Source organism: Actinomadura verrucosospora (assembly GCF_039540335.1).
Lineage (GTDB): Bacteria > Actinomycetota > Actinomycetes > Streptosporangiales > Streptosporangiaceae > Spirillospora > Spirillospora verrucosospora.
The window spans coordinates 212,630-225,473 of sequence record NZ_BAABEV010000009.1 but is presented as its reverse complement, the minus strand read 5'-3'; the positions used below and the strand labels follow the sequence as shown (position 1 = coordinate 225,473).

Genomic DNA, 12,844 nt, shown 5'->3' with positions numbered 1-12,844 from the left:
GGACGCGAACGCGGGCCCGCCCGGCCCCGTGCCGCCCGGCCCGCCCGGCCGACCGGCGGGGGCGGGTCCGGGCCGGCAGGACGCGCCCGCCACGTCCGTCCAGGAGATCATCGGACCCGGGACTCCTCGCGCCGCGGCTCCGGAGGCTCCTCGTCGGCCACGTGGACGTCGTCCACGGTGATGTTCACCTCGACGACCTCCAGGCCGCACATGTGCTCGATCTCGTTGGCGACGTTGGTGCGCACGGCGGCGGCCAGGTCCGGGATGGACAGGCCGTACTCCACGACGAGATCGATGTCGACGGCCGCCTGGCGCTCGCCGACCTGGACGGCCACGCCCTGCGTGCTGTCGGACGTGACGCCCGGGATGCGCTCCCGGACCGACCCGATCGTCCGGGACATGCCCGCGCCCATCTCGTGCACGCCGCCGACCTGCCGGGCGGCCATCGTGGCGATCTTCGCCACGACGTCGTCGGCGATCCGGGTGCTGCCGCCGGACGTGATCAGTTCGCTCGACCCCCCGTCGGCGCCCCGCTTGCGCCTCGCTCCGACCGCGGCCTGCTCGGCTCCTCGCCTGTCGTCCTGACTCACGATGCCCCCCATGCCATGCGTCGGCTGACCTGCGGATGATGCTCACGCAGCGTTACCCAAAACGGCTATAGGGCCAAAGAGTGGGTCAATGCCGAACTAAGTTCGGTGAACGGGCGAGGCCGGGCCCGCCGGGCGGCGGAGGCTCCCTCAGGCCGCGGGACCGCGCCCGGCGGGCCGGGTCGCGGCCGCCAGGTCCGCGGCGACCCGGCCGCGCACGTGCTCGATGAGACGGATCATGTCCGGGCAGTAGACCGTGGGGTTGTCGAAGCCCGTCCTGTGCCGGTAGCGATGAGCCTGGAGACCCGCTCCGCACACGGCGACGAGCGGGCACGCCCGGCACCGCTCGCACAGGCCCGCCGCGCCGAGCTGCCGCTCGACCGCGGCCGGGAGGGCGCGCGCCGCGTCCAGGGAGTCGCGCAGGACGTTCAGGCCGGTGCCGGCGGAGGCGGCGGTCATGGGCTTGAGCAGGTCGGAGTGCTCGATCGCGCCGTCGGTCTCGATGACGGCGTACCGCACGGGCGCGAGCCCGAGCCCCTCGTTGCCGACGCTCCCGCCGAGCAGCAGCGTGAGCAGGTCGCTGAACGTCCGGACGTCCGCCGGCGGCTCCGCCGCGCCGTACCAGCGGTCGAAGATCTCGATGAGCCAGTCGGCGTACGGGGTGGCGGGCGACCCCTCGGCGCGTCCCGGGGGAGGCGCCGACCAGTTCCCGTGGGGGAGGAGGAAGTCCACGCGGGGCGGACGGTGGCGCAGCAGCGCCTCGTAGGTCGCGACCGGGTCGTTGCGGAGATCGATCGTGCAGAGGATGCCCGAGAACAGGTGCCGGTACGGGCCGGTGGACAGGGCGTCGAGCGCGGCCGCCACCGCGGCGTGGCTTCCCCGGCCGTCCGGCAGGCGGCGGTGCCGGTCCTGCGCGGAGGCGTCGCCGTCCATGCTCACGCCGATCCGGACGCCGAGCCGGTCGAGCTGGGCGAGGCGGGCCCCGGTCAGGCGGGTGCCGTTCGTCTGCACGAAGAACGACGCGGCCACGCCCTCGGCGCGCACGGAACCGACGACCCGCTCGATGAGGGGCGGCGCCGCCAGCAGCGGCTCGCCCCCGTGCAGCACGACCTCGACCGAGGGGAGCGCGTGCTGGCGGACGTGGTCCCCGATGCGCCGGGCGGCCGCGTCGACCACCTCGGCCGGCATCGCGACCGGGCGGTCGCGCCAGCTCTGGTCGCCCATCTCGTAGACGTAGCAGTAGTCGCAGGCCAGGTTGCAGCGGCTGTGGATCTTGAGGATGAACTCCCGGAAGGGCAGCGCCTCCCGCGGCGCGGGCGGGCTCACGCGACCGGATCCGGCAGGTCGCGGACCGCCCGCAGGCAGCCGGGCAGCGGCCCGTTGGCGGCGATCCAGCGCGCGCGGTGCGCGGCGGACCGCTCCGCCGCCAGCGCGGCGGCCGGCCCCGGGACCGGCTCGGCGCTCCACTGGTCCAGCACGTGCCGCATCCCCCGCACGAACCGCACGGTGAGCGCGGGCAGGCGGTCGTGCGAGCAGAGCTGGACGAGCCCGAGCCGCACCGCCTCCCGCCATTGCGCGTACTCCAGATGCGCCGCCAGCGCCTGTTCGCCCCGCTCCAGCCAGCGCTGCCGCCGCCAGAACCGCGCGACGCCGAGGAAGGCGTACGTGCCGTGCAGCAGGCCGGAGAACGGCCTCGGGTCGGGGCGCCAGGGCGCGTAGTAGCGGCGGGCGTCGTCGCCGGGCAGCAGCCTCACCGCGTCCATGATCGCCGCCAGCTTGCCGTGCTGGGCCTCGTGGACGAGCGTGACCGCGAGCTGGGTCGGGTCCACCGGCAGGGACAGCGCGACGCAGCCGAAGTGCTCCCGCGAGGTGGCGCTGCGGAAATCGTCGCCGGAGGACCGCAGGGGCGTGAGCGTGGACACCGTGCCGGAGAGCTCGCGCGCGCTGGAGCGGTGGTGGCGCGACAGCAGGTCCCAGCTCTCGCCGAGCGTGCGCTCCAGCTCGGCCGCGGCCGCCTCGGAGAGGCGCTCGGCTGCGGCGGACGACGCGCGGGGGAAGCGGAACGGGTCCACATCGTCGAGGAGGAGCGCGAACTCGGTTCTCCCGCCGGACCGGGCGCGGAGGGTGCGCAGCCCCCGCCAGCCCGGCGCGTCAGGGGCGCCGTCGATGGGGATCGGTGAGCTCGTCCGCCCGGCGGTGGCGACCGCCTTCCGGCCGTCGTGGACGATCCGCACGGTATCGGCGCCTTCCGGGGCGGTGAGGACGCCCACCGACGGCAGGGTGACCACGCCGCGGGAGACGGGAACGGTGAACGTCCCCGCACAGCGTCCGCGCACCGCCACCGCCGCGGCCAGCCCCGCGAGCTGCGCGGGGCGCACGCCGGGCGGGTCGCCGGGCGGGGCGCCGCCCAGGACGCGCAGCGCGTGCAGGCCCCAGCCGCCGGTCGAGGGGTGCGTGATGACGGCCGCGGCGGCGTCGGGGGCGCGCCGCTTCAGCTCCATCAGCTGCTCGAAGCCGTGCCGGGCCGCCGCGGCCTCCGGGTGGCCGGTCCGCCGGGCGGCGTCCACCACCGAGCGCAGCAGCAGCAGGTTCCGGCTGTGCTGGATCGCTCCCAGCGATTCGATCGCACCGGACGTGGCCATTCCTGCGGCGAGCGAGTCGAAATCGGCGCCGGAAAAGGAGTGATTCATCAATGTCATAAAGCCCGGCCTTCCGCCGAACGTCCAATCACCAGCATTTTAGGCCGCATACCGTGATCGTTAAACGTCGCCGCCGATCTCGCGTCGGCCGGTCGCGGGCCGGGGCCCCTCGTCGTCCGGTGGCCGGTCCGTGACTCGTCCCCCGGCGGGCGGCGGACGCGCGCTATTCTGACCGCGGAGGACGATCCATGAGCGTTCGCAGGCTGTTCTTCTGCATAGTCGGTCTGCTGATCATCGGATGCGTGAGCCGCCCCTTCGGCGCGGCCGCCGAAATTACGGCCTCGTTATCGGACGCTCCGCCTCTTCGGTCCGCGGCGTCTCCCGGCACGGACGACCGGCGGGAGGCCGCCACCGTGTACTGCCTGTCCCGTCCCGGCCGGATGGTCACGGCCCTCCTGGCGCTCGGGCTCCCCGTCCCCGGCGCCGCACCCGCACCGGCGCCCACCGCGTCACCTGCCCCCCGGACCCCGTCCGGGGCGTCCCCGCGGCCGGCTGCGGCCGCTCGCACTCCGGGCCCCGCCGAACTCCAGGCCTGGGCCGTGCACAACAGAAAGGACTTCGACCGCGCCTGCGATGCCCTGATCGGGGCGCAGACCGTTTCGGGGGAGAAGAAGAAACCGTCGGTCTGGGTGTCCGCCGCAAAGGTTTTCGGTCCGCTCCTGCTGGGCGCTCTGCTCACCCTCTTCACCACCGAATGGAGAGCGTCCGTTGACCGCGGCCGGAAAGAGGGCCTCGAACTCCGGAGGCTGGGCAGGACATTCCTCACCGCGGCGAGCGAATACGCCGAAGGGCGCGGGGACGCCAAGCAGCCGTCCGGCCAGCCGGTGCACGATGCCGCGCGGGAACTGGCGCTCCGACTGGAGGAGATCAAGGCCCGCCGCCCCTGGTGGCGAACGCTCTCCCCGGTGCTCGCCGCACTCGACCCGGAAAGGCCGGGCGCCGCCGTCACCGACGGGTGGCAGGGGCTGACCGAGCAGGGCAGAAAGACCAGGCGCGCGGCGGTCATGGAGGTCGTCCACCGGGTCGACACCCAGGTCGGCAGCACCGCGCGCGCCCTGGAGCACCCGTGGCGTCCGCCGGTCCTCCGCTGGTTCGTGTTCTGGCAGAAGGTGCCCTCGTGACCGGCGATCCTCGGCCGGCGAGCGGGCGCCTCTCGCCGGGGAACCCGCTCCGTCTGGTGCGTTACGCCGACAGGCCGCCCCTGGCCCTGGAGCCTCACCGGGTCGGCAAGCATGCGGACCACTACGTGGACACCAGTTCGTTCACCGAGTGTTTCGAAGGCTTCCAAAGCGAGATGGACGATATCGAGGCGATCCGCGACAGGGGCCATCTCGTCTTCGTCCACGGACTGGAGGGCACCGGAAAGACGTCCCTGATCTGCAGGTGCGTCCATTTCCTCAAGGAGATCGCCGGGCAGACCGACCTGCAGGTCGTCGACGCCAGGACGCTGAGCGGACCGGTCGGGACGCCGGAACGGCGGATGCTGGGACTCGTCTTCAAGATCTGCTCGCAGCTGATGGAGAGCGCCTATTTCTCGGGCTCGCCGTCCCGCCTGGCGCGCCTGCGCAGCGTGATCAGGGACGTCGACCGGCTCAAGGCGCGGGAGGGCCTCGCCGCGGACCGCGTGCGGGGCGAGGTCGCCACCATGCTCTGGGAGATCGGGCTGGGCTCCGCCGACGACGGGCCGCTGGTCGTCGTCATCCTCCCGCGCTCCGCGAACCTGCTCGACGTGCGGTTCTACGCCGAGATCGCCCAGCCCTGCATGATGTTCTTCGCGGAGCTCGAGGACGAGGACACCGGTCAGGAGCACCCGCCGTTCGGCGGCACCATCTCCGTCATCCCGCTGCGCCCCCGGCCGCTGGCCGCCGAGGACGGCTGGGCATTCGTCGAGCGGCGCCTCTACCGGGAAACGGACCGCCGCGAATCAATGAATATTCAGGAAGGCCATATCAAGGCGATTATGGCCGCATATGACGGGCGCATGACGATAAGGCTTCTGGTGGACGGCTTGGCGGAGGTCTTCGAACAGATCATTAGGGCTGACAGTCCGCGGGATGTGAGTTACAGTGATCTGGCGTCCCAGTTCATCCTGGCTCCGCCGAGCGAAGAAACGGGCTCCTCATGACTGCTGATCATGAGCCGTCACCGGCGGCACGGCGCAATCCCTTCCCTCCCGGGGCGTCCGCCATGCTGGGCGAACTGCCGGGCGAGGTGGTCAGCCTCGACACCCCCGCCATCCTCACCGTGCGGCGCGTGGTCGACGACTACCTCGCGCGGAGCCTCATCCTCTGGCGCGACGTGCGCTCCCAGCAGGGCTCCGGCCCGCGCGGCGGCGAGGCCGGCGCGGCGGACCCGCGGGAACTGACCGACGACGAGGCGGTGCGGGCCTCCTCCACCGGCGCGAACGGCGAGGTCATCGCCGTCTCCGGGGAGGCGGGCACCGGCAAGACGCACCTGCTCAACACCCTGATCCACCGGTTACGCCATCCCCCGCCCGGCGCCGCGATCCCACGCAAGATCATCTCCCTGTCGGCGCAGGCGTCCGACTTCGGGACGCTGTACCGGGCCTCCTTCATCACCAGGTTCCACCCCGACGAGCTCAAGGACGTCGCCCTCGGCTACTACGCCGACGTGGTCGCCGAGCGGCTCCGGATCGACTTCCCCCACCTGGCCGAACAGGCGGCGGCGCTGGAGCGGCGCGACCCCGGGCTCGACCCCCGCGTCCTCGCGCGGCAGGCCGGGCTGGCGGCCAGGGTGCCGAGGCAGCTCCAGGAGCGGCTCTGGCAGGTCACCGGGAACAAGCAGTTCGGCACCGCCTTCGCCCTGCTGGCCGACGTGCAGCTCGCCCTCGCGGTGATGGACTGGCTGGCGAGCGGCGCGCCTCCCGACGCCCGCCTCCAGGAGCAGGGGATCACCGGAGCCCTGGCGTCCAACGCCCAGATGCTGGACTGCATGGGAGCGCTCACGAGCCTCTACGGACGGCAGGGGCTGCACTTCGCGCTCGTCATCGACGACATCGAGAAGCTGCTCGGCCGCCCCGACCCGCTCCTGCCGGACATGACGAACACGGCCGACACCCTGAAGTCGTTCCACAAGCTGCTGCGCACGTTCGTGGAGAGCGGCGGCCTGCTCGTCCTCGGCGGCCTGCCGGAGTACCTCGACCAGCTCCCCGAGGACGCCAAGTCCCGCATACGCACCCGCATCTCGCCGTCGCCCCTGGACGGCGCGCAGATCGCCGAGTACGTCCGGCTCCGCCAGGGCGGCGTGCTCGAACCGTTCGAGCAGTCGGCCTGCGACGCGATCCACCGGCTCACCGGCGGCAGCCCCCGGCAGGTCGTCCGGCTCTGCTACCGCAGCTTCCAGCTCACCGTGCCGCCCGCGCGGGTGGACGCGCCCGCCGTCCACACGGCGGCGCGGCAGGAGAACCTCGGCTACGTGGTGCCGCTGGACGACCTCCTGTCGAACGTCTCGGAGATCCTCAACGCCCGGGGCTGGATGGCCGAGACCAGCTACCCCCTGCTGCCGGAACGCGAGCGGCCCGACTTCTGGATCCCGATGCCCCCCGGGCAGGACCGCGCGGGCTGCGCGATCGTGGTGAGCTCGCCGCTGGTCCAGGCCGACGAGGCCGAGCCGCTGATCCGCCGCGTCCAGGCCATCCGCCGCGACAGCCCGAAGCGCCGCGTCGTCGTGGTGACGGGCTTCCTGAGCGAGGAGATCCGCCCCTCCCTGACCCAGGCGTGCGGAGCGCCGCCGATCGTGTACCTCGCCGACCGGTTCCACGACGTCCTCACCGCCCGCCTGGACGACCTGAACCGGGAGGTCATCGGCCACCGCGCCGGCCCCGCGGCCTCCGACAACGACATCGCGATGATGCACGACTCGATGGAGCGGATCAGGCGGCAGGTGACCGCCTCGCACGACCACCTGCTCAACCTGCAGAGCCAGGTCGAGCAGATCCGCCAGCAGGCCGACCGGCAGCTCCAGGCGATCAGGAGGGACCTGACGCGCCCGCCCCCGGGGCCCGCCGGAGCCGCCGCCGGGCCGGAGCGCCCCGGCCGCGACCTGCCGGACGCCGTGGCCCGGCCCTTCACCCTCGCGCTCGAATCCCTCGCCGCGATCGACGAGGTCGACGCCTACATCGGGCGCTCCTTCGACCTGTCCCGCGACGACGCGGCCACCGCCGGCGCCATGCTGAGCTACCGGCTGCGCCGCTACGAGGTCTTCGAGGCGATCGGGGTGAGCATCGTGCTGCGCCGGCTCGTGACCTCGTTCGAGGAGTCCGTCGCGGGCTGGCTCGCCGGCGTGCGGTCCCGGCCGGGCCCCACCGCCGAGGACCGGGCCCGGCTGGACCGGCTCTGCGAGGCGTTCGACGCCAGCTACGACGCCGTCCCGCTGTCGGCGCTGAGCCAGCTCGGCAGCCTGTCCGAGGACGCGGTCCCCGGCCTGAGCGGCTCGGTCGCCCAGGTCGCGATCGTCGACAGCCTGGACGGGCTGAGCGGTCACGTCAAGAGCACCGTCCTGCGCGCCGCCGAGGACGCGGACGGCGGTTCCGGCCCGCCGCTCGGACCCGCGCCCGTCTGAGACCTCCGCCGTCGGCCGCCCCTCACGGAGCGGAACCGCCGCCGAGGTAGTCGTCGATGATCGACTCCAGGCGCCGGTCGGCGTCCCACACGTTCTTCTGCCGCAGGGTGACGCCGAAGAGCGCCAGGTCGTCGGGCAGGCACCGGTAGTACAGCGCCCCCTGCTCGACGTCCATGACGAGCCGGGACGGCCGCCCGCGCAGCGCGGGTCCGAGCCGGTACGCCAGGGACCGTACGAGCTGCCGCGAGGCGAGGTAGATCTCCTCGTAGCGCTTCCTGTGCTCGGCGACCGACACCTTGCGGAAGTACGTGCCGAGGCTCTCGTCGGCGAGGACGTCGGTGCTGAAGAGGTGGTCGCCGCCGCGATGGCCCGAGAGGTAGTGCAGGTCGAGCGGGGAGACGCGCCGCCGGCCGAGTTCCACCAGGCGGGGGTCGGCGCCCGGGGCCTCGAACTGGACGGGCGCCGGTTCGGGCACGTCCGGGAGCGCCGGGGCGGACGTGCTGTAGCCGCCGAGGTTCTCGGGGCCCAGCGAGTAGAGCTCGCGCACCCGGTCGGAGATCTTCGCCATCTGCCGGTCGCCGCTCTCGACCGCCGCGCCCTCCCGCGCGATGCCGAACTGGGTCTCCCCGGGACGGAGCGAGATGTAGTAGACGCCGCCGGTGGGGCAGGACAGGACCAGGCGGATGAGCCGCCCGCTGTCCAGCGACGACGTCCACGAGTCGATCTTGGCGAAGGTGGGGCCGAGCCTGCCGCCGACCTGGGCGTGGAGCCTCGCGTCCTCCGGCGTCAGATCCGCGTCCTCCACCGCGAACCGGAACATGCCGTCGATGAAGTTCGCGGTGTGCGCCAGCCCGTCGGCGCCCTCGAAGACCTCCCTGACCGTGTCCTCCAGCAGCAGCGTTCCGGCGTTCGCGTCGATGTGCCCCGCACGCCGCGTGATGGTCATCGGGGTCTGGCTCACTCGGTCTCCTTTCCGGGTCGGGCCGGTCTCAGATCTGCGGCGCGTCCCACTGGAACGCTCGGCGCTCGGTGCCCGGCGCCTCGTTCCGCAGCCGCGCCCGGGTGTGGGCGAGGTTGCCGCGCACGGCGACGGCCCAGGGATGCTCGTCGTCGGGATGGCCGGACGGGAGACGCTCCTCGGCCTGCTCGTCGAGGTCGAGGGCCTCGTCGTAGCGGCCGAGGGCCATCAGCGCGTTGGCGTGGTCGACCAGCGCCCCCACCACGTACGGGTGGTCGTCGTCCAGCCTCTCGCGCAGCAGGTCCAGGGCGGTGGCGCTCTGCTCCCCGGCGAGGTCGGCGTCGCCGAGGGCGAGGGTGTAGACCGACAGGTTGCAGCGGGCGAGCTGGACGAACGGATGCCTGTCGTCGTACAGGGCGAGGTAGCCCATGACGGCCCGCCCCGCCTCGTCGCGCGCGGCCTCGTACGCGCCGCAGGCGTGCTCGGCCGCGGCGACGGCCAGCCGGCAGGCGAGCGTCTCGTAGTTCTCGCCCGGATGGAAGTCCAGGTGGATCTTCAGCAGCCGGCGCAGCTCGTCCCGGTCGTCGGCGCGCGCCCCGGGGTCGCCGGGCCGGTGCCGGCGGGTGATGCGCTGGTGGCGCTGGGCGCACAGCAGATGCAGGTTGGCGGGGTCGTCCCGGTGCAGCTCGCGGAGGATGACGACCGAGTGGGTCAGCTCCCGCGCCGAGTCGTCGTACCGGCCGAGCCGGCGCAGGAGCGCGCCGATCTTGTAGGCGGAGATCGCGAGCGACTGCCGGTCGCCGGGCTCCACCCGCCGCTGCCGCTCCCGGTTGTCCCGTTCGATCGCCAGCGCCTCCCGGACGGAGGCGTCCTGCCCGTCCAGGCTCAGCGACAGCGTGAGGTTCATGGCGGCGCTCCGGGTCAGCTCGTGGTCGCCGCCCAGCTCGCGGCGCAACCCGATGAGCGTCGCGCGGTCGCGGACCAGCGCGGTGCCGAAGTCGCCGGCCTGCCGCAGGTCGGCGGCGTACCCCCGCGCGGCCATCAGCGTCCGGATGTCGGCGTACCCGAGGCGCATCTGCCGGTTCAGCGCGTCCTCGGAGATGCGCGCCGCCTCCTCCAGACGGCCGAGCGCTCTCAGGAGGTTGGCGCGCTGCACCTCGACGCGCAGCAGCAGCGGGTCGTCGGCGCCCAGGCGTGCGCGCCAGTCGGCCGACAGCCGCTCGGCGACGCCGAGGCCGATCGCGCGGTCGCTCTTGTCGCCGGCCAGGTACAGGTGGCGCACGTGGCAGGCCAGCCAGCGGCGGACGGGCCGCTCCCCGCTCGCGAGCGCCTCGCTGACGAACAGGTGCCGCCGCAGCTCGGCGAACGTCGCGGCGTGGTAGGGCCTGTCGACCTCGGCGTCGGCGGGCGCGAACGCGGCGAGGACGCGGTGGACCTCGGCGGTCACCCGCTCCCGCTCGCCGTCCCGCAGCGAATCCCGGATGATCTTCTGGACCATCCGGTGGACGCGCAGTTCCCCGCCGAGCTCGTAGTCCACCTCGGCCAGGCCGTACCGGGTCAGCCGGACGAGCAGCGCCTCCAGGCGCACGGAGTCTTCGGCGAGGTCGGGCCAGTGCGCCTCCAGCGCGGCGAGCATGGCGGGGGAGAACAGCAGCCGGCGCCCCACGCCGTCGGGCGACAGGAAGGCCGCCATCCGCATCAGGTGCACGGCGGCCTCGCCGGAGTCGATCTGGCGCAGGGCGTCGAGGGTCAGCCCGAGGACGATCCGGGCGGTCAGCAGGTCCGCCTCTTCCCGGCGGGCCGCGTCGTCGCGCGCGCCCGCCCCGTCCTCCGGAGCCCCGGGAGCGCGCTGCGCGGCCGCGACGCCCTCGGCGAAGAGGCCGGTGAACGTCTCGACCGCGTCCTCGACCGCCTCCATCTCGCGGAAGGCGCCCGCGGACTCCGCCGCCCCGGCTCCGGGCGCCGCGGGACCGGCGGCGCCGCGCTGCCTCCAGTCGGCGTGGCGTTCCACCCACGCCGCGGCCAGCGCCACGTTCAGGGGGAGGTCGCGCATGTGGCGCGAGAGCCGGTCGACGTGCTCGTCGGAGAGCGCGGGGACCCTCCTGCGGAACAGCTCGCGGCTCTCGTCCCTGGTGAACGGCCCCGCCCGGGTGGACTTCTCGACCCGTCGGACCAGCGTCCCGCTCCTGAGGGCCCCGACGTCCGCGCCCGTGATGACGACGTGGTTCCCGCGGGTGGTCTCGGGCACGAGGTCGGTCAGGTCCTCGGCCCGCTCGACGTTGTCGTAGATCAGCAGCCAGGTTCCGGTGCGGTTCACCTCCTCCCGGACGAACTGCGCGACGGGGTCGCCCGCGGCGGTCGCGGGCCGGTGCCCGCCGCCGCGGGCCTCGACCGCCTCGTGCATGGCGGTGAGGCCGGCCCGCACGCTCCCGGCCGACGCCGCGGTGATCCACCAGATCGCGTCGTAGTCGCCCGAGAACCGGAGGGCGTACTCCAGGGCGAGCCTGCTCTTCCCGGTGCCCGCCGCGCCGTTGATCGAGTAGATGCCGTCGCGGTCCGAGCCGAGCAGCGCGTCGCGCATCCGCTCGATCTCCGCGCCCCGCTCGACGAAGGCGCCCGCGGACGGGGGCAGCCGGCGGAACTCGGGCGTCCGGCCCGGGAAGCGCGGGTCGCCCGGGGCGCTCCTGGGGGCGGGCGCCGTGCGCGAGGGCATCAGCCGCTGGAACAGCTCGTCGCGGGCGGCCTGCTCGTTCATGGCGAACAGGTCGATCCGGGTGGACGGCGGAACGCCCGGGGCCGGGTCCTCGGGGGACAGCCGGAGGTACCAGTGGGCGCCGGGCACGGGCGTCCCGGACGGGGCGGACCTCACCGCCTCGGGGCCGACGACGATGACGACGTCGTCGTCGCGGACCGGGCCCTCCCCGGCGGGACGCAGGTGCGTCGAGCGCAGCTGGACGCCGAGCCAGTCGGCCCACGCGCGCTGGGCGGGCTCGTAGACCACCCGGTAGTGGCGCGTCCGCGGCACGTCGTCCGCGCCGATGCGCATCCGGTACGCGTCGACCGCCTCGGCCGTGGCCCGCGGCGGATCGAACCCCTCGTCGTCGAGGATCGTGCGGAGCACGTCCCGGTAGGCCGTGAGGAGCCCGGAGGCGGCCCGGTCCCCGGCGAACACGGCGATCCTCTCGGCGACGGCCGCGTCGGCGACCTTGGGAATCGCCATCCGCCGCCAGTACGCGTCCCGCGCCGAGGGCGGCGTCGTGCCGGGGAAGAGCCAGGCGAACGCCACGCCCGCCCTGCCGCGCACGCTGAGGGACGACGCGTCCTCCACCTGCATGAGCACCGGCAGGAGCCGGGGGAGCGCCGTCGCCTTCAGCTCCCGGGCGAGCGCCTCCGCGGCCGCGATGCCGCCGGCGTCGGCCCGGACCCCGACGGCCACGGTGTCGGCGAGCCTCGCCAGGGCCTCCGCCGGGAGGCCGGCGGCGTCGACGAGCACATGGTCGTAGGAGGTGCGGCGCAGCGCGTCGCGGAGGGCGGCGGCGAAGCGGTGGAGGTCGGGGGTCTCCAGCTCGGTCCAGTGGCCGCGGGCGCCGCCGGAGCCCTGCGCGGGGAGGAGGTCCACCCGTCCGGAGATCGGCGGGCCGGGGGGCTCCCGGTGCCGCAGGAGGGGCGGCAGGTCGAAGCCGTGGGGAGCGCTCCGGCCTCCGGAGCCGAAGCCGCGCACGAGGTCGAGGAGGCCGGCCTCATCGGAGCCGTCGCCGGCGAACCTCTTCGCGTGGTCCTCCAGGGCGGGCGACGCGAGGTCGCCGTCGATCAGCAGCACGGCGCGGCCCGCGAGGGCCAGCATCCAGGCGAGGTCGGCGAGGGCGGTGGTGCAGCCCGCGCCGCGCTCCGGCGAAGTGAGGGCGATGACGTTCGGCGGGCCGCTGCGCGGCGGAACGTGGGGGACCAACGCGGCTCCTTCGGGACCTCGCGTCCGGCGGCGGGCCGTCGCCGGCGCCGCGGACGCCGCTCACAACTGC

The 12,844-nt window shown here is 74.0% G+C and carries 8 protein-coding genes; 3 read left to right on the top strand and 5 right to left on the bottom strand.

Annotated features, from left to right (window positions below):
• Positions 1-107 precede the first annotated feature (107 nt).
• The 3 genes from ABD944_RS13660 to ABD944_RS13650 form a co-directional block, all read right to left on the bottom strand.
• A complete protein-coding gene (locus ABD944_RS13660; RefSeq protein WP_378190710.1) occupies positions 108-593 on the bottom strand; it encodes an Asp23/Gls24 family envelope stress response protein in 486 nt (161 codons plus the stop codon).
• A gap of 144 nt (positions 594-737) precedes the next feature.
• Positions 738-1,913, bottom strand: coding sequence for an FxsB family cyclophane-forming radical SAM/SPASM peptide maturase (locus tag ABD944_RS13655; protein WP_345175959.1), 1,176 nt, complete (start codon positions 1,911-1,913; stop codon positions 738-740).
• Complete coding sequence (locus ABD944_RS13650) at positions 1,910-3,277, bottom strand: HEXXH motif domain-containing protein (RefSeq protein ID WP_345175956.1); 1,368 nt, start codon at positions 3,275-3,277, stop codon at positions 1,910-1,912. Before ABD944_RS13650 ends, ABD944_RS13655 begins: the two co-directional genes overlap by 4 nt.
• 197 nt (positions 3,278-3,474) lie before the next feature.
• Here ABD944_RS13650 and ABD944_RS13645 point away from each other — a divergent pair, with 197 nt between their 5' ends.
• The 3 genes from ABD944_RS13645 (at position 3,475) to ABD944_RS13635 (ending at position 7,867) form a co-directional block, all read left to right on the top strand.
• Positions 3,475-4,407 (top strand): hypothetical protein, encoded by a 933-nt coding sequence (locus ABD944_RS13645; protein ID WP_345175955.1) that lies wholly within the window; start codon positions 3,475-3,477, stop codon positions 4,405-4,407.
• The gene (locus tag ABD944_RS13640) at positions 4,404-5,411 is read left to right on the top strand and encodes a P-loop NTPase family protein (protein ID WP_345175954.1); all 1,008 of its coding nucleotides are present in this window, start codon (positions 4,404-4,406) and stop codon (positions 5,409-5,411) included. The genes ABD944_RS13645 and ABD944_RS13640 overlap by 4 nt, the downstream gene beginning before the upstream one ends.
• Before the next feature lie 62 nt (positions 5,412-5,473).
• Complete coding sequence (locus ABD944_RS13635) at positions 5,474-7,867, top strand: hypothetical protein (RefSeq protein WP_345175952.1); 2,394 nt, start codon at positions 5,474-5,476, stop codon at positions 7,865-7,867.
• Positions 7,868-7,889: 22 nt separating this feature from the next.
• Here the strand turns inward: ABD944_RS13635 and ABD944_RS13630 are convergent, their stop codons facing one another.
• On the bottom strand, positions 7,890-8,828 hold the full coding sequence (locus ABD944_RS13630) for a hypothetical protein (RefSeq protein WP_345175951.1): 939 nt from the start codon (positions 8,826-8,828) through the stop codon (positions 7,890-7,892).
• 28 nt (positions 8,829-8,856) lie between these two features.
• On the bottom strand, positions 8,857-12,774 hold the full coding sequence (fxsT, locus tag ABD944_RS13625; protein ID WP_345175949.1) for an FxSxx-COOH system tetratricopeptide repeat protein: 3,918 nt from the start codon (positions 12,772-12,774) through the stop codon (positions 8,857-8,859).
• Positions 12,775-12,844 lie beyond the last annotated feature (70 nt).

Bases quoted from the DNA above. Each gene is read 5' to 3' on its own strand.
- ABD944_RS13635 (WP_345175952.1), top strand. From the start codon at position 5,474: ATGCTGGGCGAACTGCCGGGCGAGGTGGTCAGCCTCGACACCCCCGCC.
- ABD944_RS13650 (WP_345175956.1), bottom strand. From the start codon at position 3,277: ATGAATCACTCCTTTTCCGGCGCCGATTTCGACTCGCTCGCCGCAGGA.
- ABD944_RS13645 (WP_345175955.1), top strand. From the start codon at position 3,475: ATGAGCGTTCGCAGGCTGTTCTTCTGCATAGTCGGTCTGCTGATCATC.